At 66.6% G+C, this 20,612-nt stretch carries 20 protein-coding genes; 7 read left to right on the forward strand and 13 right to left on the reverse strand.

Annotated elements, in window-relative coordinates; genetic code table 11:
* The first annotated feature begins 4 nt into the window (after positions 1-4).
* Positions 5-886, forward strand: coding sequence for a 1,4-dihydroxy-2-naphthoate polyprenyltransferase (locus AC5RU7_RS06885; protein WP_494051649.1), 882 nt, complete (start codon positions 5-7; stop codon positions 884-886).
* A gap of 3 nt (positions 887-889) precedes the next feature.
* Here the strand turns inward: AC5RU7_RS06885 and AC5RU7_RS06890 are convergent, their stop codons facing one another.
* On the reverse strand, positions 890-1,204 hold the full coding sequence (locus AC5RU7_RS06890; protein WP_494051650.1) for a DUF4229 domain-containing protein: 315 nt from the start codon (positions 1,202-1,204) through the stop codon (positions 890-892).
* A 62-nt stretch (positions 1,205-1,266) separates the two neighbouring features.
* Here AC5RU7_RS06890 and AC5RU7_RS06895 point away from each other — a divergent pair, with 62 nt between their 5' ends.
* Both AC5RU7_RS06895 and AC5RU7_RS06900 read left to right on the forward strand, forming a co-directional pair.
* A complete protein-coding gene (locus AC5RU7_RS06895; protein ID WP_494051651.1) occupies positions 1,267-1,656 on the forward strand; it encodes a PLD nuclease N-terminal domain-containing protein in 390 nt (129 codons plus the stop codon).
* A 5-nt stretch (positions 1,657-1,661) separates the two neighbouring features.
* Entirely contained in the window at positions 1,662-2,327 is a 666-nt protein-coding gene (locus tag AC5RU7_RS06900) for a hypothetical protein (protein ID WP_494051652.1), read from the forward strand.
* A gap of 11 nt (positions 2,328-2,338) precedes the next feature.
* Here the strand turns inward: AC5RU7_RS06900 and AC5RU7_RS06905 are convergent, their stop codons facing one another.
* The 10 genes from AC5RU7_RS06905 to AC5RU7_RS06950 form a co-directional block, all read right to left on the reverse strand.
* Positions 2,339-3,838 (reverse strand): dynamin family protein, encoded by a 1,500-nt coding sequence (locus AC5RU7_RS06905; protein WP_494051653.1) that lies wholly within the window; start codon positions 3,836-3,838, stop codon positions 2,339-2,341.
* Positions 3,835-5,724 carry a dynamin family protein gene (locus AC5RU7_RS06910; RefSeq protein ID WP_494051654.1) on the reverse strand — a complete coding sequence of 630 codons (1,890 nt, stop codon included), beginning with the start codon at positions 5,722-5,724 and terminating at the stop codon, positions 3,835-3,837. Before AC5RU7_RS06910 ends, AC5RU7_RS06905 begins: the two co-directional genes overlap by 4 nt.
* A gap of 114 nt (positions 5,725-5,838) precedes the next feature.
* Positions 5,839-7,002 carry an IniB N-terminal domain-containing protein gene (locus AC5RU7_RS06915; RefSeq protein WP_494051655.1) on the reverse strand — a complete coding sequence of 388 codons (1,164 nt, stop codon included), beginning with the start codon at positions 7,000-7,002 and terminating at the stop codon, positions 5,839-5,841.
* A gap of 164 nt (positions 7,003-7,166) precedes the next feature.
* Positions 7,167-9,230 carry a LuxR C-terminal-related transcriptional regulator gene (locus tag AC5RU7_RS06920; protein ID WP_494051656.1) on the reverse strand — a complete coding sequence of 688 codons (2,064 nt, stop codon included), beginning with the start codon at positions 9,228-9,230 and terminating at the stop codon, positions 7,167-7,169.
* Position 9,231: 1 nt separating this feature from the next.
* On the reverse strand, positions 9,232-11,241 hold the full coding sequence (locus tag AC5RU7_RS06925) for an Hsp70 family protein (RefSeq protein ID WP_494051657.1): 2,010 nt from the start codon (positions 11,239-11,241) through the stop codon (positions 9,232-9,234).
* Positions 11,242-11,394: 153 nt separating this feature from the next.
* Positions 11,395-12,498, reverse strand: a complete 1,104-nt coding sequence (gene ccsB / locus AC5RU7_RS06930; RefSeq protein ID WP_494010002.1) for a c-type cytochrome biogenesis protein CcsB — start codon at positions 12,496-12,498, stop codon at positions 11,395-11,397.
* Complete coding sequence (gene resB, locus AC5RU7_RS06935) at positions 12,498-14,219, reverse strand: cytochrome c biogenesis protein ResB (RefSeq protein ID WP_494051658.1); 1,722 nt, start codon at positions 14,217-14,219, stop codon at positions 12,498-12,500. Before resB ends, ccsB begins: the two co-directional genes overlap by 1 nt.
* On the reverse strand, positions 14,219-14,974 hold the full coding sequence (locus tag AC5RU7_RS06940; RefSeq protein ID WP_009356672.1) for a cytochrome c biogenesis CcdA family protein: 756 nt from the start codon (positions 14,972-14,974) through the stop codon (positions 14,219-14,221). Before AC5RU7_RS06940 ends, resB begins: the two co-directional genes overlap by 1 nt.
* Before the next feature lie 7 nt (positions 14,975-14,981).
* Positions 14,982-15,623 (reverse strand): TlpA family protein disulfide reductase, encoded by a 642-nt coding sequence (locus AC5RU7_RS06945; RefSeq protein ID WP_205753955.1) that lies wholly within the window; start codon positions 15,621-15,623, stop codon positions 14,982-14,984.
* A gap of 2 nt (positions 15,624-15,625) precedes the next feature.
* Entirely contained in the window at positions 15,626-16,306 is a 681-nt protein-coding gene (locus tag AC5RU7_RS06950) for a histidine phosphatase family protein (RefSeq protein WP_494051659.1), read from the reverse strand.
* A gap of 216 nt (positions 16,307-16,522) precedes the next feature.
* Here AC5RU7_RS06950 and AC5RU7_RS06955 point away from each other — a divergent pair, with 216 nt between their 5' ends.
* The 3 genes from AC5RU7_RS06955 to AC5RU7_RS06965 all read left to right on the forward strand — a co-directional run bounded on the left by AC5RU7_RS06955 (position 16,523) and on the right by AC5RU7_RS06965 (position 18,597).
* The gene (locus AC5RU7_RS06955; RefSeq protein WP_494009999.1) at positions 16,523-17,071 is read left to right on the forward strand and encodes a YceI family protein; all 549 of its coding nucleotides are present in this window, start codon (positions 16,523-16,525) and stop codon (positions 17,069-17,071) included.
* Between the two features lie 173 nt (positions 17,072-17,244).
* A complete protein-coding gene (locus tag AC5RU7_RS06960; RefSeq protein ID WP_494051660.1) occupies positions 17,245-17,712 on the forward strand; it encodes a hypothetical protein in 468 nt (155 codons plus the stop codon).
* 108 nt (positions 17,713-17,820) lie between these two features.
* A complete protein-coding gene (locus tag AC5RU7_RS06965; protein ID WP_494009997.1) occupies positions 17,821-18,597 on the forward strand; it encodes a hypothetical protein in 777 nt (258 codons plus the stop codon).
* 57 nt (positions 18,598-18,654) lie between these two features.
* Here the strand turns inward: AC5RU7_RS06965 and AC5RU7_RS06970 are convergent, their stop codons facing one another.
* A complete protein-coding gene (locus AC5RU7_RS06970; protein ID WP_494009996.1) occupies positions 18,655-19,359 on the reverse strand; it encodes a redox-sensing transcriptional repressor Rex in 705 nt (234 codons plus the stop codon).
* A gap of 92 nt (positions 19,360-19,451) precedes the next feature.
* Positions 19,452-19,706, reverse strand: coding sequence for a glutaredoxin family protein (locus tag AC5RU7_RS06975; protein WP_494009995.1), 255 nt, complete (start codon positions 19,704-19,706; stop codon positions 19,452-19,454).
* Between the two features lie 76 nt (positions 19,707-19,782).
* Here AC5RU7_RS06975 and AC5RU7_RS06980 point away from each other — a divergent pair, with 76 nt between their 5' ends.
* On the forward strand, positions 19,783-20,601 hold the full coding sequence (locus AC5RU7_RS06980; protein WP_494009994.1) for an HAD family hydrolase: 819 nt from the start codon (positions 19,783-19,785) through the stop codon (positions 20,599-20,601).
* Positions 20,602-20,612: the final 11 nt, after the last annotated feature.

Raw genomic sequence — 20,612 nt, forward strand, 5'->3', positions numbered from 1 at the left:
AACCGTGGCCACAGCCGCACAATGGATCCAAGGCGCGCGACTGCGAACCCTGCCCGCCGCGATAGCGCCGGTACTTATAGGCTCCGCTGCCGCCTACGAGATGGATTCGTTCCTCCTGTTCAACGCCATCCTCGCTGCGCTGGTGGCCCTGCTGCTGCAGGTGGGCGTGAACTTCGCCAACGACTACTCCGACGGCATCCGCGGGACGGACGATGACCGGGTGGGCCCGCTGCGCCTGGTCGGTTCCGGCGTGGCCAAGCCGGAGCACGTGAAGCGAGCCGCGTTCGGGACCTTTGCTGCGGCGATGGTGTTCGGGCTGGTCCTGGTGATCATCACCCAGAGCTGGTGGCTGATCCTGGTGGGACTGGGCTGCGTCATGGCTGCCTGGGGCTACACGGGCGGCAAGAACCCCTACGGCTACATGGGCCTGGGCGACGTGTTCGTGTTCGTGTTCTTCGGCCTGGTGGCGACGCTCGGCACCACCTACACCCAGGCAGGGCAGATAAACCTGCCCGCCATCATCGGCGCCATCGGCACCGGGCTCATCGCCACGGCCCTGCTGATGGCCAACAATGTGCGGGACATCCCCACGGACATGCAGGTGGGCAAGAAGACCCTGGCCGTGCGGCTGGGCGACAAGCATGCCCGGGAAAGCTACGTGCTGATGCTGGCCGTGGCCATCCTGCTGGTGGTCATCCTGGCTCCGGCGCGGCCGTGGATGCTGATTGTGCTGCTGCTGATACCGGCCTGCCTGATGCCGTCCTGGCTGATGATCAACGGCCGCAAGCGCAAGAGCCTCATCCCGGTGCTGAAGCAGACCGGCCTCATCAACCTCGGGTACAGCCTGCTGTTCTCACTGGGCCTGGTGCTCAGCCACGGGTTCTAGGCCCTAGCTGCGCGGCTTGTGGTCCTTCGCGTCATTGCTGATGGCGATGTCCGGGTTAGCGTCCAGGAGCGCGTCCTCTGCGTTGGCGTCCTGGACCTCATTGGCCGAACGGAGCGGCTTGGCCTTGCCGGAGAACCGCCGGTGCAGGGCTGCGGCAGCCTCGTCCCGTTGCTTCTGGAAGAAAAGGTAGCTGATGGCGAAGGCGATCAGGGCGGCACAGATCACGGACATCAGGACGCCCAGCTGCAGGAGCGTGAACAGCACGAACAGCGGTGCGAAGAGGGCAAGTCGGATCAGGGAATATTTCAAAAAGGCCACATTCAAGTTTAGCCGTCTCCCGCCCGGGCTCCCGCGGCCCTGCGGGCGATAGACTTGATGGCATGCTCCTCCGTGTGGCTTTGGCCGTGGCAGTCCTCGTCATCTTCGTGTATGGCCTCGTGGACGTGATCCGCACGGACGGCCGGCTTACCCGGGGAATTTCCAAACCCGCATGGATCGTGGTGATGATCGTCCTCCCCGTCCTGGGCGCCATCCTCTGGCTGCTCATCGGGCGGCCGCGCGGTTCCGCCCCGCAGCAGCAGAACTACCGGCACCCCACCGCCCCGGACGACGACCCCGACTTCCTCCGTAACCTCGAACTCCGCCGCCGCAACGAGGCCGAGGCTGCCCGCCTGAAGAAGCTCAAGGAAGAGCTGGATGCCAAGGCCAAGGACGATGGCGGCAAGGACAAGCACGAAACCGACGAACGCGATAACGACGGACGGAAGTAGGACCTATGGCTCACCAACCTGACGGAGAAGAACGTCTGCGGACCAATGCATCCGGGACCGCCTATCCGGCAGAGGGGCAAGCCACTGAACCGTCCGATTCGGCCCCCGGCCAGCCCCCGGCACCGCCTCCCACCCAGCACGCCCCGCCGCCGCGGCCGGGGCTGTCCTATTCCGCACCTGCCCCCATCGCCGTCATCCCGCCGGCCCCGGGCACCATCAGGCATGGCCGCACACTGTGGCTTGCCAGCTTCCTGGCGGGCCTGGCCGTCCTGGTGGGTTCCTTCCTCACCCGCGACGGGCACCTGGAACGGCTGCGCGGAGTGGTGGAGGAGATGGCGCCGGGCGGTGACGCAGAGGCCGTGACCACCGCCACCGGGATCGTTTTTTGGGGAAGCGGAGGAGCCTTGCTGCTGGCGATCCTCCTTGAGGCAGCGATGCTGGGCGTGGTGCTGGGCCGGCAGGGCTGGGCCAGGTGGGCCCTCATCCCGCTGCTCGCCGGCCACGCGCTGGTGATGATCGTGGCCATCGCGTTCCTCGTCCCCGAGGGTGACGGCGCCGATTACGTCCTGCTGCTGTGGGGCGCCGAACTGCTCCTGGCCCTGGCCGGGCTGGTGATGTTCTTCCTGCCCTCAGCGAACGCCTGGCTCAAGACGAGCCACCCCGCCGGCTGACCGCCGGCCGCTCAGGCGGAGTGCCGAAGCGGCTGGCGCTGCCGGGTGGATGCTTCCGCCAGCACTCCCTCACAACTGCGGATAACAACCCTGCAGGCATCCAGCGCGGCGCGGTCAGTCAGCGGGTTCTCGGCCACCGAGCGCCACCGGACCAGGAACCGGCGGGCCTCGTCCGCCACGTCGTCAGGGCTTGCGTCCTCGCCCAGCCCCAGCCGGACGTGCGGCGCAGCGCCCCAGCCCCCGATCAGGCCTTCTGCCTCCGCTGCCAGTTCCGGGCGGAGAGGCACGCCTGAAGTCCGCAGCGTCGCAAGCAGCCGCAGTTCCCGGAATTCGTGGGCATTGGCCTGCAACCGTTCCAGCGCGGCGGCCAGCTGCCCGGTATCCGGGCGGGGGGAGGTGCGCAGCAGGGATTCCACCCCCACCAGGGCGGTCCGGGCCTTCAACGCCTCCGCGCGCGCCTGGAACTGGCGGTTGAGCAGCTCCAGCAGCGGATCCAGGCCGCTACGGCGGGCGAGTTCATGAGCAAGCGGCGTGGGTTCGTCGAACCCGTTCCGGAGCAGGACGACTGCCAGCCGGATACCGAACAATCCATACCTGGACAACAGCGAAACCCGGGCCTCCGCCGTCAGGCCGTCCGGTCCGGCAGACCGGACGAACCGGTCGGCAGAGAGCAGCATCTTTTCGCGGTCGGCACGCTCCAGGCCTGCCAGCAGTTGCAGGGCGGCAAAGTCCTGCTGGCGCATGGTGCGGGCGCTCTGGGCAAGGAGGCCGGCCACGGGGACCACGCCCAGGGCCAGCTTCCGCAGGTTGTGGTCCCGCCGGTACCGCTCGGCGATTTCCCCGGCCGAGAGCAGCGAATCAATGCGCCCTGCGCCTACCTCATCCGCGCGGGACAGGACCGCGAGCGCATTGACGGTGCCGGAGCGGCCCGCCTCCGTGTCCCGAAAGGATTCGAGGAACCGGAGGTCGGAGGCGTGCATGTGGCGCATCAGGTAGATGATCGCGTCCGCTTCCGACGGTGTGTCCCCGGGCGTCAGGAAGCTCGTGGACCGGGCAGACACGTCCTCGGAAAGGGAGGCGATGCCCGGCGTATCGATCAGGGTCATGTTCCGCAGCGTGGGCGACGGCCACTCCACGTCCAGCCGCTCCACGTCCTCCGCCTGCACGGCACCCAGGACGAACACCAGACGGCCCTCCACACGCTTGAGCGGCAGGATGCGGGGTTCCCCGTCCCGGGGGTGGAGGGTGATGCGGGGCGTGCGCCCGTACCGGTACCACGTGACGATCCTGGTGCATTCGCCCGTGTCCGTGGGCGCGATTTCCTCGCCGATAATGGCATTCAGCAACGTTGACTTGCCCGCCTTCACCATCCCGGCGATGGCTATCCGCAAGGGCTCGGCCAGCCTGCGGGCATAATTGCGCAGCACCCCGGCAGCCACCGGGTCATCGCCGTAAACTTTCAGGGCCTCCTGGACCAGGCCGGCGGCACCGTCAATGGTTGAACCGGTCATCCTGCGCCCACAGACGTGAGCTTCTGGGCGCCGGTTGCCACCTCGGCAGCGACCGCCTCCGCCGCCCGGTGGAGGGCATCGACTTTCTTGAGCTCGGCCCTGATGTCCTTGATCCGGACGTCCTTTTCCAACGCATAGGTGGTGGCAGCCTTCTGTGCTGCGCTCACGGAATCGGTCAGGGAGCGGTGGTGTTCTTCCGCGATCTCGGTGAAATGGTCGCGGATGGACCGCTGCACCAGCCGAAGCCGGTCCTTGAGCTGCTTGCCCACCTGGAATGTCACGTCGTCGATTTGCCGCCTGACCAGCGCCTTCGCTTCGCCCTGCCGTCGCTTGAGCCGCGCCTCCTTGTCCTCCCGGTACGCTTTGCGGCCCAGCAGCAGGCCGGCGCCAACGGAGAGCGGATTGATCAGGGCCATGCCGAAGATGCCGGTCAAAAGGCCGAACATCAGCACGCCACCATAGGAGCCGCGCATGCCGATCAGCACTTTTTGCATCGGGTTGATGCGGCCGTCGTCCATGTCCGGCATTGCGTCCACGGGATCCAGCGCGTCACCGGAATCGGACACGCGCATGACCGGCAGTGACACTTCCTCGGCGGCGAAGTGCTCGGCAACCTGGGCCGCCAGCCACTGCGCCCGCTCGCTGGTCCACACAAAGGTGTCCGAGATGGCGGCGGCGGCGCATTCCTCCAGCCACTTGGAAAACTCGTTCCAGCTTGGTCCCGGGTCCCCCTGGTCGATGGCAGTCTCAGCTTCCCTCTGGATGCGGCGCAGGCGGTCCCTTAGGTCGTATTCCATGTCCGCAATGAGGTCGCTGATGCCGTCGTTGAGGGTGATCTGCCACCGCGCCGAGCGTTTGCGGAGTTCGTCCGCCTCGGTCCTGGCCATTTCCAGTTCAGCGATCATCCGGGGCGTGCCCTCGGGGTTTTCGAGTGCTTCAAGCTCTGACTGCAGTGAGAGCCGAAGGTTTTCGGTAACGGAGAGCAGGTCTTGGCTGACGGAACGGCGCTGCAGGCGCTGGGCCTTTCCGACGATCTCATTCCGAAGGTGCGTAATCAGGACCGGAAAGCCGGATTCGGCGTTCAACTCGCCGTCCTGCAGGCGCGCAGCCTCCAGCCGCAGGTCTGAGGACACGGGGAACAACGGAATATCCGGAGCCACCCTGCCCAGGTGGGCACGGTCCGTTTCTTCCACCCGGCGCCAGTCCGGGTACAGATCCGTCTTGGACAGGACACCCACAACGCTGGGGGTGATCCGCATGGCCTGGCGGAGGAAACGCAGTTCAGGTTCGGTGTACTCCTGTGAAGCATCCGACACCAGCAGCATGGCATCGGCGGTGGGCAGCGCGGTCAGGGTGGTCAGGGTGTGGGACGAGCCCATCCCGCCAACGCCCGGGGAGTCAATGACGGTAAGCCCGCCGGTCAGGATCTTCCGGGGCAGGCAGACCTCCGCGGCCACGAGCTTCTTGCTGTTTCCCGGGTTGCCATGCTCGGAAACATAGGCCGGGAGGTCGGCAAGCGGGATGGGCTGCCGTTCCACACTGGCCTCGTCGGCGCCGTCCTTGTCAGCTTTGGGAACCAGGATGGACGCCGATGCAGGGTCGCCGTAGCGGACCACGGTGGGCACCGAGGTGGCAATATCATCATCCACGGGACATGCGGGGGCGTTGACCAGGGCGTTTATAAGTTTGCTCTTTCCCTGCTTGAACTCGCCCACCACGATGACGCGGATGCTGGGGTCCTTGAGCCTGCCCAGTGTCTGGTCCAGGCGCTTCCGGAGGTCCGCCCGGTCCCCGGTGCCGACCAGTTGAAGGCCGTGCTCCACCAATTTGATAAGCTGCGCCGCCGTCGCCGGGGTAGTGGGTTTTGCCGGTCCTTCTTCTGCCACAGCGTGTCCTTTTCCTCGAGCCGCGATTTGGAATGTGGGATGGGTTGGGAAGAGCCCGGCAGGTGTTCTGGGTTCACCTGCCGGGCTGATTCCGGTGTGCTACAGCGTTGCCTCCTAGAGCGTTACGTCGTCCCCTGCCACATTCACGTCTTCGACCTCAATGTCCGTGTCGATCTCGGTGGTGTTGGTGGTCTCCTCCGAGTAGCTGAGTTCGTTGTCGGCGACAATGATGTTGTCCTGAAGGACGGCGGTCTGCGAGTTGTCCTGGAACGAGTCCTCGACGTCGACATCAACATCGGTGGAGTTGTCCTGGAATGAATCCTCGATTTCCACCTCGGTGGTGTTGGTCTCCGTGGTCGAGTTGTCGTTGAAGGAATCCTCGAAGTCAACGTCGATGTCGGTGTTCGTGGACTTGTCCTCGTTGAAGGACTCGTCGATCTCGACGCTCTCGTCGTTGAAGGAATCGTCGATGTCAACGTCAACCGAGTTGTCCGTGGAGTTGTCGGAATGATCCGAGTTGTCGTTGAACGAGTCCTCGATGGAGTTGTCCGAGTTGTCCGAGTTGTCGTTGAACGAGTCGTCGATGTCGGCGTCCACGTCCACGTCGGTGTTGAAGGAGTCGTCGATGTCGGTTTCCTCGTTGCCGATGTTAACGTCGCCGCCGGCCTTAATGGAGTTGTCGGTGGAGTTGTCCGTCGAGTTGTCGGTGTTGTAGGAGTCCTCGATGTTGTTGGAGTCCTTGACGTAGGCGTCGTCGCCGGCAGCAACGGCACGGTCGCCGGAGGCGATCACGGAATCGTTGTCGAACCACTGCTTGACGTCGCCGTCGGCCCAGATGTTCTGGTTGACCGACTGGTCAACGATGTTGTCGCGGTCATCGACCGTTGAGGTGTAGGAGTAGTTGTTCACCACGTGGTGCAGCTGCTGGACAGCATGGGCGTGGTCGTCGCCACCGTGGTTGCCGCCGCCACCATGTCCGCCGCCGCCGTGTCCGCCACCGCCGCCATGGTTGCCGCCACCGCCGTGGTTGCCGCCGTCGTTATCCCGGGTCCAGGAGGTGTTGCCACCGGTGTTGTAGTCGCGGTCGAACCGGGAGTTGACCGTGATGGGTGCGTAGTCCAGGACAACCGGCATTGCGGCGTCAACATCCGCCGAGCAAACGTGGCCCAGGCCGTGGTCTTCCAGGACCTTCTCCGGATCATCCAGGAAGTCCTGCGCGGCCTGGCGGTCGCCGAAGAGGTGCATCAGGAACTGTACGAGGTCGTTTGCGAGTGTCATTTGATGGTCCCCTGGTTTCTCTGAGTTGAATTTCGCCAAGCTTCGTTGCCGGGCTTGGATCAAACGTATGGTCCGGGTGCAGAACCGGGCATCGGGCCGATTCCCCCTTCCAGCAGTCCCCCTGCTGGGGAACTGCCGCACCCCCTGTTAGGGGCATTAGGGGTTCACTCGAGAGGAGGATTCTCCGAGTTCAGGGCTACGCGCAGCCGGGCCAGCAGGTCCGATCGGTTCTCCGCTCCGAGGCGCCGGCGCATGCGGGCAATGTGGTGTTCGGCCGTTCGTGGGGAGATGTAGATGGCTTCGCCGATCTCCCGGTAGGTCTTGCCCTCAAGCACCAGCCGGGCCACTTCCTTTTCCCGCTCGCTGAGCCCCGTCCCGTCGGGATGCATGCCGTTTCCCGTCTCGGAAGGGGCGGTACCGGATTCGACCGAGCCGGAGCTTCCCCCGCCCGCGGAGCTGCCCTGCGGATGGAGGTCGCGGGCACAGGACAGCAGACGCACCATGTCTTTGCGATCCTCCGCCTTCGCGGCAGCGTGGCCAGCCAGCCGGGCACCCTCCCAGGGCATTCCCACCCTGCCCAGGCTTCGTGCTGCCGCTTCAACCTCGGCGGGACTGAACCTGTTGGCCAGGACGGAAACCCATGCTTTGCCGGCGGTGGCGAGCACCGCCGCGAGGTGGCTGTGGTTCGCCGCGCGGGCCAGTGCTGCGGCATGGGGTGCGAGGTCCGACGGGCTCTCGCTGAGCATGGCTGCCTGGACTGCCGCCCAGTGGAACGGCACAGCCCACAGAGGCGGATCACCGAGGCGGCCGAGCAGCCGGTTCGCCTCGTCGAAATAGTGCACAACCCGGCGGGTTTCCCGGAGCCGGGCTGCAGCGATCATCAGTTCGCCCCACGGCAGGAGGCTGTAAAGATCGACGGCGGTGTGCAGCATCGCCTCGCGGGCCCGTTCCCAGGCCTTGAGTAGTTCGGGAACGTCGCCGTTGCGGCGTGCGAGGCCAACTTCCAGTGCCGAGCACAGGAATTCGTCCCGCGGCACCAGCGGCCAGTGGTTCGTTTTGGACGCCTCGTTGATGGCGAGCCGGGCATCCTCGAGTTTGTCCTGCATCATCGCCGACCATGCCTGCAAGAGGAAGAGCCGGGGCTTGGCCCCGTTGCCGCCCTGGCCCGCCGCAGCCGCGGAACGGCAGACGGTTTCGGCCAGATGCGGCTCCCCGCTGTGCAGGGCCACCAGTGCGGCCAGCGCGGCGGGTGTCTCCGGCATGGGAAGCGCCGTGCCGGCGGCGTTGAGCATATCCGAGGCGTGGATCAGGAGGGGGAGGCCCTGGTGCGGATCAGCCGCAAGGGACTCCAGGAGGCCCTTGCCGGTCTGGGCGAGCGTGGTGGCCAGGAGCGTGGGCGAGGCCGGCGGCGCGTCCGCACGGAACAGTGCTTCGGCGCCGGCACGGTTGCCGCAGCCAAGCAGGGCGACGGCGGCGAGGGGCGCCGATTGCCCCACCCGCGAGGACCCCAGCCAGCTGTAGATGTCGGCGCCGCGTGCCAGCATCCCGCGCTGGGCCCAGACGGCGGCTGCGACATCGGCACCACGGCGCACGTCCGGCGGGTCCTCCTCAACCAGGAGGGTGTCGATAATGCGCGTGGCGGTGTCCAGGTCGCCGTCGCCCGCCGCGGCCTGGGCACGCCGCGCGGCGGTGGCAATCTCGTCGGCACCGGCCAGCAGTGCTTCACCGTACAGCTGGTAGGCCAGCCCTGGATCGTGGTTCAAGGCCTTGTTGGCAGCGTGCTCCAGCTCCAGGGCCACCCGTGGATCGGCAAGGCCGCCACGGGCCAATTCCCGTGCCACATCACCCAGCGGCTGGCCGGCAGCGGCGTAGGCGGCCACCAGTTCGCGCTGGAGCGCATGGACTTTCGCGGTGGGAGCAACGGTCAGCAACGCATGCTGTGCCTGTCCCACAACCGTGCCATCGGTGGTCAGCAGGCCTGCGGACTCTGCGCGTTGCACCAGGACATCCAGGCTGTCCACCTCGCCGCCGTCGATCCTGCGCTGCAGGCCGGCAGGCAGCGGTCCCGGAAGGGTAAAGCCAACGGACAACGCCAGCAGCAGCTCCCGTACGGCCGCGTTCTCGCCCTTGAGCTGCCTGGCCATGTGTTCGGCGGCGTGGGCCGGCTGCCCCTGGTGGTTCGGCTCCGCATGTGCCGGTTCCTCGGCTCCGGTGTAATCGCCCAACATGCTAAGCCCCCGGTTCCGTCGGAGCGGCAGTTTCCACTGCCGGCGCTTCTGTTGTGGTCTGTACCGGTTCCGTCACCGGGGCCGGATCCTCGGTTGCCGTTGGCTGCGGATCTTCCGTAACCGGCGGTTCCGAGGTGACGGGCGGTGGTGGATCCGAAGTTTCAGGTGGTGGAGGATCGGAGGTTACAGGCGCGGGTTCCTCCGTCGCCGGCGGAGTACTTGTGCCGGGATCAGTCGGCGCGGGGTCAGTCGTGCCAGGCGTCGTCGGATCCACCGTTCCCGGCGCCGTCGTGGGGGTGCCGGTAGAATCAGTAGTGCCGGGCGTCGTCGTACCTTCGGTACCGGACACTGTGTCCGGGGAGGTGCCCGGCGCCGCAGCACCCGTTACGGAGTCGGACCCCGACGTGCTGTCCGCCGAAGGCTCACCAGCTGGACTCTTCTCAGCGGAGGCCGACGGCTTGCTGGTAGGCGACGCCTCGACCTCGAGGCCGGCGCTCTGCGACGATGCCGGCTTCTCCACTCCGGCCTCGATGCCTGCCAGCGGCGCCGCCCCATCGCCAGCGGCCCCGACCGCGGCTCCCCCGGTTCCGTCACCGGCGCCGGATCCGCCGTCGGATTTCGCCCCCGGTGCGGCTTCTGCACCCGGCTGGAAGATGGATGCGAGGTTGTTGAAACCCTCCGGGCTTTGGGCAGCGGTGGCCGTGAAGACGGTGAGCATGGCGGCGGCGGCTGCGATGGCGGTCAGCCGTACTGTCGGCTTCGGAGCATGCGCCCCGCCGTGGTGTCCGTGTCCGGGACCGTGGGCGGCAGTGGCACCCGCCGGGCCCTTCCGGGACCAGCTGGCCGGCCGGACCGGCAGATGAGCGCCCTCTGCGGCGGAATCCGCGGCAGCGGCTTCCGGCTCCGCGGCCGCCGCGGGAGCAACCTCCGGCAGTGCCAGTACCGCGGACACGGCGGCCCCGAGGCAGATGGAGGATTTGGGATCGGCATCGACGGCGATGGGCCGGTCCAGCTGTTCGGAGACCAGCTGGGCCACCAGCGGGATCCGGGAGGAACCGCCGATGAGCAGGACCGCGGTGAGGTCTGCAGGTTCCAGCTCCAGCTGCGCCAGCGACTGTTCCAAGGCGTCAACGGTATCGCGGACCGGCTCCTCGATCAGTGCCTCGAACTCGAACCGGACCAGGCGGACCTGCTGCTGGAGGCCAGGCAGGAGCACGGAGATGCTGGCCTCGCTGTCCGAGGACAGGGCTTCCTTGGCTTCCACGCATTCCCGCCGCAGCCGGGCCAGCGCCGCGAGCACATTCGGGTCTTCGGCGTCCAGGCCGGCCATGGCTTCGCCGGTGTTTCCGGCCACGAAGCGGAATACTGCGGCATCAAAGTCGGCGCCGCCGAGGTCCTCAATACCTTCCGGCCGTCCCAGCACCTCGAACCGGTTACTGCCGGTTTTGCGGAGGACAGCGGTATCGAAGGTCCCGCCACCGAGGTCGTAGACGGCCACCGTGCTGCCGTCCTCCACCCGGACCTGCGATGCGTAGTGCAGCGCAGCCGCTTCGGGCTCAGTCAGCAGCGTGACGTTTGGCAGGCCGTGGGCGGCCAGGGCGTCCCGGACCACGGACGTGCGGTGGCTGCCCCAGGCGGCGGGGTGGGTCAGGATGACTTCCGACGGCGGCTCCCCCTCCCGTTCCGCTGCCCGGTCCGCCACCCAGCGGGCCATGGTGGCGAAGACGTCTTCAGGCGGAAGGGACAACGTGCCCACGGAAATCGGCACGGAATCGCCAATCCGGCGCTTGAACTCCCGCACCACGCGGCCGGGGGAATCGAGGCCGCGGCGCTCTGCCGCCTCCCCCACCAGGATGGGGCCCTCCTCCGGGTAGTACACCACGGATGGCACGGCAGACCCGCGAAGACCCAGCGGAAGGCACTCCGGAATGGGTTTGATCCCCTGCTGAAAACGGACAACGGCGGCTGCCGTGAAACTGGTCCCGACATCAATGGCGAGAACGTAGCTCATGGGGTACCTCAGGCAAACTTGCGTTTCGCCTGCAAACTTCATCACGGGCGAACGTCACCAACGTAGCATCACCGGCGGACCGGGAACACCCCCATTGCTACATCGATTTGTTATTTGCCCGGGCCACCCCGGGCTTTCCCGAGAATCCCCTGCTCAGAGGCCCGAGTAGGAGTGGAGGCCGTTGAAGAACTGGTTCACGATGGTGAAGTTGAAGATCACGCAGAGGTAGCCCACGATCGAGAGCCAGGCCGCCCTGTTGCCGGTCCAGCCGCGGGTGGCCCGTGCGTGCAGGTAGCCGGCGTAGACCACCCAGATGACGAACGTCCAGACTTCCTTGGTGTCCCAGCCCCAGAAGCGTCCCCAGGCCTTCTCCGCCCAGATGGCGCCGAACATCAGCGTGAAGGTCCAGCCGATGAACGCGATGGCGTTGATCCGGTACGACAGGTTCTCCAGGCTGAGCGCGGAGGGCACCAGGCGCATGAAGCCGAGCTTGTCCGCGCCGCCCGCAGCCACCGTCTTCTGCCGGTGCGACTGGACCAGCTGCAGGGCGGACATGGCGAAGGTCAGCGTGAACAGCGCTGATGAGAGCACGGCGATGGAGACGTGGATGATCAGCCAGTAGCTCTGCAGGGCGGGCACCAGGTGCCCGACCGGTGTCCAGTAGGCCACAGAGGCAGCCACCAGCATGATGATGGCCAGGCCCACCACGAACGTTCCCAGGAACCGGAGGTCCCGCCGGACCAGGACCAGGAGGAACACGGCAATCGCCACGAACGCGCCGGTGGTCAGGAACTCGTACATGTTGCCCCACGGCACGCGCCCGGCGCCGAGCGCCCGGGTCACCACGCCCGCCCCGTGGATCAGCGCACCGAGGACGGTCAGGGCCACCGCTACCCGCGCGGGAGCGCGGCGCTCGGCCGCGTACTTCATGTCGGCGTCGGCCGTGACCACTCCCCCGGCCCCGGCCGCTTTGGCCGTGGACGACGACGGCCGCTCGGCCCGGCCTGCCGGCCCGCCAAGGCGAGCCTCATCAGGACGGGATCCGGCAGCTGAGGACTCTGCCCCTGCCCCGGCTGCTACCGGAACTTTGACTGCTTCTTCAGCCTGCGCGGCCTTAAGGTCGATGGCCCGCAGCGCCTTGCTGCTCTTGGCGAGGTCCCAGGCGAAGGCGATGAAGGCAACCGTGTAGGTGCCCGCCGCCAGCAGCATGAAGAGCTCGCTGTACTGGCCCATGGTCTCGTTGATTCCGAACGGCATTACTGGTCCTTTTCGGGCCCGGAGGGGCCTGCTGGGGTGGTTACGGAAGAAGGTTCGGCAGGCGCGTCCCCTGGCAGCCGCCATTCGGTGGAGAACAGCTTGCGGAGGGTGGCAGCCTCGGCGGCCAGGCGGTGGTCCTCGCCGCGGGCCAGGAGCCCGTACTCCACCATGGTCCGGCCGTCTTCGTGGGTGCCGGTGCGCACCCAGGCCCGGCGGCGGTTGACGTACAGGGAGAGGATCAGGCCGGCAACTGCGAGCAGCGCAAAAATCAGGGCGTACAGCTGGCCGGGATTGTGGTGGATGTCCACGCCGATGTAGCGCTTCACGCCGTCGAAGCTGATGCTGCCCTTGCCGTCCGGCAGGGTGTGGGAGGTTCCGGGCGCCAGGGTGATGCCGCCGGCGTCAAGGTTGCGGGCGTTCAGCGGCGTCAGGTCCTCCACGTCCAGCTCGAAGACGTTCTGCGGAGCGCCGTCGTCCAGGCCAAGGTCTCCGAAGTAGGAGTTCAGGGTCAGCTGCGGGTTGAAGAGCTCCGGGTCCCCGCTGAAGGACACGCCCTCATCCGTGACGAACGCGGTGGGGAGGAAGAAGCCTGCGAAGCCCAGCTGGTCCGGCTTTGCATCGGGGACCTTGATGACCACGGACGAGTAGTAATTATCCCCCTGCAGCTTGGCCACCACGGGCCCCTGCATGGCGATGTTGCCCTCCCCGTCCCGGATGGTCACCACAGGCGCGTACCCGTTGCCGGTGAGGTAGATGCTGGTGCCGCCCAGGGTGACGGGGTCGTTCACCTTCAGGGTCTCCTGCTTGGCGGGCGCGTCCGGGTTTTCCCGGGTGGTCACGGCGGCGGCGAAGTCGATGGGCTGGCCGAACTTGCCCTGGGACTCCCGGTCGAAGGTGATGTCGAACTTGTCCAGCTGGATGGAGTACGGCTGCAGCTGGCTGGACTGGAAGTTGGTGCCCGGGTTGAACTGGTCGTAGCCCACCAGGGTGTTGACGAAGGTGTCGCCCTCCACGAGGATCCGCTGGCCGCTGTAGCCGAACAGTCCTCCAATTGCCACCGAAACCAGCACGCCGATCAGGGAGGTATGGAAGACGAGGTTGCCCACTTCCTTCAGGAAGCCGCGTTCGGCACCCAAAGACGGCCGCGCGCCGTCGTCGTCCCTCACTTCAACGCGGTAGCCGCGCTTCCGCAGCAGCCCGGCGGCACCATGGATGGCGTCCGACGCCGGGATTCCCGCGGAGGCGGGAATGACCAGTGTGCCGTACTCGGGCAGGCGGGAGAGTCGCTTGGGGGTGCGCGGCGGCTGGGAGCGCATCGCCTTGTAATGGGCGATGGCGCGGGGCACCACGCAGCCGATGAGGGAGATGAACAGCAGCAGGTAGATGGCAGAGAACCATGCCGAGGAATACACGTCGTAGAGCTGGAGGGAGTCCAGCAGCTTGCCGTAGTCCGGGTTGTCCTTGATGTACTGGGTCACCACGGCCGGGTTGGCCGGGCGCTGCGGGAAGAGCGAGCCCGGGACCGCAGCGACAGCCAGGAGCAGCAGCAGGAACAGGGCCGTCCGCATGCTGGTCAGCTGGGTCCACGCCCAGCGCAGCATTTCCTTGGGGCCCAGGGCGGGCAGCGCGGCGCCGGCCTTGGCCTCCAGCACTTTGGCGCCGGGCTCGTTGCCGCCTGCCTCGGCTGGGGACTTCTTCTCTACGTTCACACGCTCGCTCATCAGATTGGCAACTTCACGTCGGTTTGGAACCAGTACTGCAACTCAGTCACCCAGGCTCCCCACACCCCGGTGGCCATCAGCAGGCCCAGGACCACCAGGATGCCGCCGCCGATGCGCTGGATGGCCAGGCGGTGCTTGCGGAAGAACGCCATCACGCCCATGCCGCGGCGCAGGGCGAGGGCGATCAGCAGGAACGGGATGCCCAGCCCCAGGCTGTAGACGAAGGCAAGGAACGCACCCTTGGCGGCGGAGGAACCGCCGGAGAGGCTCAGCAGCTGCACGGCGGAGTAGGTGGGGCCGATGCAGGGCGCCCACCCCAGCCCGAAGGTCAGGCCCAGCAGCGGCGCGCCCCACAGGCCTGCCGGCGGCTTGGCATGGATTTTCGCATCGCGCTGCAGCCAGCTGAAACCGCCCATGAACACCACGCCCATGACGATCACCAGGAGGCCAAGCAGCTGGGTGATCCAGGCATTCTGGGAGCCGGTGATGAGGGTTCCCAACTGGCCGAAAGCACCGCCCAGGAGCACGAAGATCACGGAGAAGCCCAGGACGAACAGCCCGATGCCCACCAGCATGCGGCCACGCTTCTGTTTCTGCAGGTCCACGCCGCTGAGGCCCGTGACGTAGCCCAGGTAGCCGGGGACCAGGGGCAGGACGCAGGGCGAAAGGAAGGAAACCAGTCCCGCGAGCAGGGCCACGGGAATGGCCAGGAGCAGCGAGCCGCTCAGGATGGCTTCGGCGAAGGGACTGTTCACGGGTCCGCTACTCTGCCACGGCTGCGGTGATGAGGGCCTTGAGGGTGCCCTTTTGGATCTCCCCCAGGACGCGGGACGCCACGCGCCCCTCCTTGTCCAACACCAGCGTGGTGGGTACGGCCCCCGGCGGGACCAGTCCGGACACGGCGAGCAGGACCCCGCCGTCCTTGTCGTCGAAGCTGGGATAGGTCAGGTTGAACGTCTTGTCGAACGCCTCGGCGGTGGCCTTCTCGTCGCGGAGGTTGACGCCGAAGAACTGCACGCCCTGGTCCTTGAACTCCTGGTGGAGCTCCTCCAGGATGGGCGCTTCAACCCGGCACGGGGCGCAGGCGGCGAACCAGAAGTTCAATACCGTCACCTTGCCCTGGAAATCAGCCGGTGCCACTGCCGTGCCGTTGAAGAGCGTGCCGTTGATCTGGACGGCCGATTTGCGGTCCGCCGCGGCGAACTCCGTGACGGAACCGTCCCCGGCCACATAGTTCTTGTTGTCCCCGGCCTTCGCCTGCTGCGCCAGGGCGTCCTCCTGGGCGCAACCGGACAGGCCCACGGTCAGGGCGGTCAGGGCCAGGCCACCGGCAGCGAGGACGCTGCGGCGGGAACTGACGGGCCCTTTGCCTGCCGGGGTGTTCCTGAAATTGCTGTCGGTCACTACTAGGCTCCAGGGGTGCTGGCGGCACCGGGAAGAAGGGACGCCGCTGGTTCGCTGTACTGGACGCGCAGGAGCGTGCCGTCGTCGTCGAACACCAGCGACGTGATGGATGTCAGGGTGCATTCGCGCTTCCGCGGGTCATGCCACAGCGGCTTGCCCTCGGCGTTGAGGCGGGTTGCCCAGATGGGAAGCTGGTGGCTGACCATGATTGCCTCGGGGCCGGACACGCCGAAATCGCCGTCCGCCAGTTCGATGGCGTGAAGACGGGCTTCCTGGACTGCCGCCATCACCCGCGAGGCCTGCTGCTTGTACGGCTCGCCCCAGGACGGGCGCAGGGGGTTGACCAGCCGGGGCCAGTGCCTGGGCCGGCGCAACTCGGCCTTGCTGACCTTCATGCCCTCGAAATAGTTTTCGGCCTCGATGATCCGCTCATCGGTGTGGATATGCAGGCGCAGCGCCTCCGCGGTGGGAGCCGCCGTTTCCTGGGCCCGGTCCAGCGGCGAAGCGGCCAGGTAGGTGATCCGGGCACCGTTTTCCACGCGCTGCCGAAAGTGCTCGGCGAGCATGCGGGCCATCTCCCGCCCGAGTTCGGACAGGTGGAATTCGGGCAGCCTTCCATACAGGACGCCGTCCGGATTGTGGACTTCGCCATGGCGGAGCAGATGGACAGTGGCTTGGGGCATGTTTACCAGTTTCTCAAAGATGGCGTGCGATCCGAAATCTTCCGCACATGCTTTCTACAAAGAGTAGAACTGAAGTTTTTGAAGAAATGTTCCGAGGCCGGGAACAAAAGATGCAAATGCATGTTTATACTGGATGCAGCAAGATAGTTGAGGCTTCAACAGATGAAGGTTCAACGCAACCGTCACCCCGGCACGCAAGAATCAAGGAGCATCACCATGGCACTTCCCGCAGACATCACCACCGGCACCTGGACCCTCGACAACTCCCACAGCGAGATCGGCTTCACCGTCCGCCACGCAGGCATCAGCAAGGTCCGCGGCCAGTTCACCGAAGCCGCCGCCACCCTGCAGCTCGCGGAGGATGTGGCCGAGGCCAGGATCGAGGCCACCATCAACACCGCCAGCTTCGACTCCGGCGACGCGAACCGTGACGGCCACGTCAAGGGTGAGGACTTCTTCGACGTGGAGAAGTTCCCGGAAATCTCCTTCGTCTCCAACGGCCTGGTCGCCAAGGGCAACAGCTACGAACTGAACGGCGACCTCACCATCAAGGGCGTCACCCGCCCGGTGACACTGGAGACCGAATTCAACGGCGTAGCCGTTGATCCGTTCGGCAACACCCGCGCCGGTGTTTCCGCCGAGACCACCATCAGCCGCAAGGACTTCGGCCTCACCTGGAACGCCGTCCTGGAAACCGGCGGTGTCCTGGTCAGCGACAAGGTTGCCATCAACCTGGAACTGGCCTTCATCGCTCCCGCCGCGTAAGCAGCCCCGGAACCACCTCCGGCACTGGCCAATGGCCCGGTGCCGGAGGTTTCCGTCTTAATGGCGTTCGTCGCCCCGGCCTGCGCAGTGAAGCCGTCGCCCCTTGCACGGGGAGCAGTCCCTGCCTACCGAGCCTGGCCGCGACGCCGCCGGGCAGGACTACAGTGAACGCCATGACCAACTCTTCCCGCCTGCCGCAGGGCGGCTTGGGGGCGCTATTTTCCGTCGCCGGCCGGCCCGTCGAAATCAAGGTCTCATTCTGGATCTGGTTCGTGGGCGGGGTCCTTGCCGTGATGGGCGGGCTCCTGGGGATGCTGGCATCCCTGGTGCTGTTTGCCGCCGCGCCCGCGGCCGCTGCAGCCGTCGTCGCCCTGATGCTGCTGGCCGCCGCCGTTGGGGCCGCGCAGATGGTTTTCGCGGTCAAGATGAAAGCCGGCCGGAACTGGGCGCGGGTGGCCCTGACGGTGCTTGCCGGGATCACCCTCGTCCTGGCCGGAGTTAATACGGCATCGGGCATTGGGCAGGGTGCAGGAAACTGGACAGCCTTCCTGGTCAGCCTGGCGGCATCAGTACTGATGTGGCTGCCGAATGCGCAGGCCTGGTTCGCCGCCGCCACCGGGCGGAATACCTCGCCAGAATGACCCACAAGGCGGCAGCCCGGGGGTACGGTGGACTTAAGCCTTGCTGGGGGTCGGCGCAGGACCGCTCCCGGCAGCCTCCCTGGAATCCGACCTGCAGAAGGACCGCTCATGAGCACTCCTCCCGTCCCGCCGCCCGTACCCAACGATGACCAGTCCGGAAACCAGCCCGGCAGCCAGCCCCGCTACGGCGAAAACGCTCCACAGTACGGCCAAAACCCGCCGCAGTACGGGCAGAACGCGCCGCAGTATGGTTCCCAGCCGCCGTCGGCGCCGCAGTACGGACAAAACGCACCGCAGTACGGGCAGAACCCGCCGCAGGCTCCCGGCTACGGCCAGCAGCCGTTCGGCCAGTCGTCCTACGGCCAGTCCCCGTACGCCCAGTACCCGTCGGAGCAGCCGCAGCCTTCCGGCGCCAATGGCGTGCCCCAGCTCGTCAACATTTCCTTCTGGCTGCTGATTGCGTCCGCGGTAATCTTCGTGGTCTCCCTGCTGACGGGCCTTACCCAGCTGGATGACCCGCTGTTCCGCCAGACCTTCGAGGACCAGATGGAAGCCGGCGGCGCCACGGGAGTCACGTACGAGGACATCAAGGGCATCATCGCCGGCACCCTGGTGGTGTTCGCCATCATCGGCGCAGGCCTGTACCTGCTGGTGGCCTTCTTCGTCCGCAAGGGCAAGAACTGGGCCCGCATCCTGGGCACGGTGTTCGCGGCCCTGTCCATCTTCGGGCTGTTCGGTCCGCCCACTATCGGAACCCTGGGCACCCTGCTGGGGATCGCCGCCATCGTGCTGCTGTACCTGCCCGCTGCTGCTCCCTATTTCCGGAAGCAGCAGCCGTTCACCAACCCGTACGGCGGCGGCTTTGGAAACCCGTACGGCCGGTAATACCTGCTAACGAAAGCGGCCCGGGAAGCGCAATGCATCCCGGGCCGTTTTCTGTACCTAGGCAGTCTGCCCCGGAGCCTGCGCCCGCTGCGCGTGGTAGGCCAGGATCTGCAGTTCGGTGGCCATGTCCACCTTGCGCAGATTGACCCCTTCGGGAACCTGCAGCATGACAGGGGCGAAGCTCAGCACGCTGTGCACGCCGGCGGCCACCACCCTGTCGCATACGTCCTGGGCCACCGCCGCCGGGAGCGCCAGCACCACCATGTTGGCTCCGGTGCGGTGCAGGACCTTTTCCAGGTCCGCAACATCGCTGACGCGCAGCCATCCCACTTCGTTGCCCACCACCATCGGGTCCGCGTCAAAAATGGCCACGACGTCGAACCCGCGGGATTCGAAGCCACCGTAGCGTGCCAGGGCCTTGCCCAGGTTGCCGGCGCCGACTATCGCCACTTTCCAGTCGTGGGTGAGGCCAAGGGCAGCCGCGATATGACGGCTGAGGTACTGCACCTCGTAACCCACTCCGCGGGTGCCGTAGGAGCCCACATGGGACAGGTCCTTGCGCAGTGTGGAGGAGCTGACGCCTGAGGCTTCGGCGAGGGACTCGGAGGAGACGCGCTCCACTCCGTCGGCAAGCAGGGTGTTCAGGGCGCGCAGGTAGAGCGTCAGCCGGGCCACGGCTGCGGGCGGAATCTGTTTGGCCGGGGTGCCCGCGGCGCCCGGAAGATCCGGGACAGCCTTGGGAGTCGAGTCCAGCGAAGTCACCAGCCCCTCCCTTGAGTCGCGTTGTGACTCCACTCTAGAGCCCTCCCGCCGGTGCCCACAAAGCAGGTGCAATGAACCGCAACGCTCCCCCGTTACTGCGCCATGGCGCGCTGGAGGACGCGTTCCAGGCGGGCTTCGTCGATCTTCCAGAAGTCGCGCTGCACCCCGTCCACCAGCACCACCGGTATCTCCTCCCCGTAGCGTTCCCGCAGCTCCGGCTGCTGGTCCACCAACTCTTCCGTCCACTCAAGGCCCAGCGAGGCGGTGACCCGCGCAACGGCGTCGCGCGCTTCCTCACAAAGGTGGCAGTTGGCTTTGGTAAGGAGGACGACGCGGGGGATGGCCATGGGTTAACCGTAGCCCCGTTCGCGGTGCCGGGCACGCCGACGGCTTCGTCCTATTGGATTGACTAGACTCGAGTCCATGCCCGAGGAGAAGTACGTTGCCGTAGTCACCAAGCCGGTTGCTGCGCCACAACCGGGCGAGGCGGCCTTCTTCGACGTGGACAACACGCTCATGCGCGGGGCCAGCCTGTTCCACGTGGCGCGCAAGATGCACCAGCGCGGCGCCTTCACCATGGCCCAGGCCGCCGGCTTCGCGTGGAAGCAGTTGAAGTTCATGGCCCGGGGCGAGAATATCGACGACGTCCATGCCGTCCGTGATTCCGCCCTGACCCTGGCCGCCGGCATCACCGTCGATGACATCAAGGCATTGGGCGAGGAAGTGTACGACGAGATGATCGCGTCACGGATCTGGCCCGGAGCCAAGGCGCTGGCAGAGCAACACCTGCGGGTGGGCCGCCGTGTCTGGCTGGTCACGGCCACCCCCATCGAGGTGGCAACGGTAATTTCCACCCGCCTGGGCCTCACCGGCGCGCTTGGCACTGTGGGCGAAATATCGGAGGGCATGTACACCGGCCGCCTGGTGGGCGACATCCTGCACGGGTCCGCCAAGGCCGTGGCAGTCCGGGCCATCGCCGACGCCGAGGACCTGGACCTCAAGCGCTGCTGGGCCTACAGCGATTCCTATAACGACATCCCACTACTCTCGCTGGTGGGCCATCCCGTTGCGATTAATCCGGACGTCCGGCTCCGCCGCCACGCCCGCGACAACAACTGGCCCGTCTACGATTTCCGGGCGGGACGGCGCGCCGCAACGTTCGGCCTCAAGGCAGCCACCGCCGGCGGGGCGGTCTACGGCCTGTGGAAGGGCTTCGCCCGCATCCGCGGCCCGCGCATCTAGGTAGCCGGGAG

This window comes from Arthrobacter sp. K410C (assembly GCF_059090105.1).

Coding starts and splice junctions, on each gene's coding strand:
- AC5RU7_RS06915 (WP_494051655.1), bottom strand. CDS start 7,002: ATGACACTCGCAAACGACCTCGTACAGTTCCTGATGCACCTCTTCGGC.
- AC5RU7_RS06965 (WP_494009997.1), top strand. CDS start 17,821: ATGAGCACTCCTCCCGTCCCGCCGCCCGTACCCAACGATGACCAGTCC.
- AC5RU7_RS06925 (WP_494051657.1), bottom strand. CDS start 11,241: ATGAGCTACGTTCTCGCCATTGATGTCGGGACCAGTTTCACGGCAGCC.
- ccsB (WP_494010002.1), bottom strand. CDS start 12,498: ATGCCGTTCGGAATCAACGAGACCATGGGCCAGTACAGCGAGCTCTTC.
- AC5RU7_RS06900 (WP_494051652.1), top strand. CDS start 1,662: ATGGCTCACCAACCTGACGGAGAAGAACGTCTGCGGACCAATGCATCC.
- resB (WP_494051658.1), bottom strand. CDS start 14,219: ATGAGCGAGCGTGTGAACGTAGAGAAGAAGTCCCCAGCCGAGGCAGGC.
- AC5RU7_RS06955 (WP_494009999.1), top strand. CDS start 16,523: ATGGCACTTCCCGCAGACATCACCACCGGCACCTGGACCCTCGACAAC.
- AC5RU7_RS06895 (WP_494051651.1), top strand. CDS start 1,267: ATGCTCCTCCGTGTGGCTTTGGCCGTGGCAGTCCTCGTCATCTTCGTG.
- AC5RU7_RS06920 (WP_494051656.1), bottom strand. CDS start 9,230: ATGTTGGGCGATTACACCGGAGCCGAGGAACCGGCACATGCGGAGCCG.
- AC5RU7_RS06980 (WP_494009994.1), top strand. CDS start 19,783: ATGCCCGAGGAGAAGTACGTTGCCGTAGTCACCAAGCCGGTTGCTGCG.
- AC5RU7_RS06905 (WP_494051653.1), bottom strand. CDS start 3,838: ATGACCGGTTCAACCATTGACGGTGCCGCCGGCCTGGTCCAGGAGGCC.
- AC5RU7_RS06950 (WP_494051659.1), bottom strand. CDS start 16,306: ATGCCCCAAGCCACTGTCCATCTGCTCCGCCATGGCGAAGTCCACAAT.
- AC5RU7_RS06975 (WP_494009995.1), bottom strand. CDS start 19,706: ATGGCCATCCCCCGCGTCGTCCTCCTTACCAAAGCCAACTGCCACCTT.
- AC5RU7_RS06960 (WP_494051660.1), top strand. CDS start 17,245: ATGACCAACTCTTCCCGCCTGCCGCAGGGCGGCTTGGGGGCGCTATTT.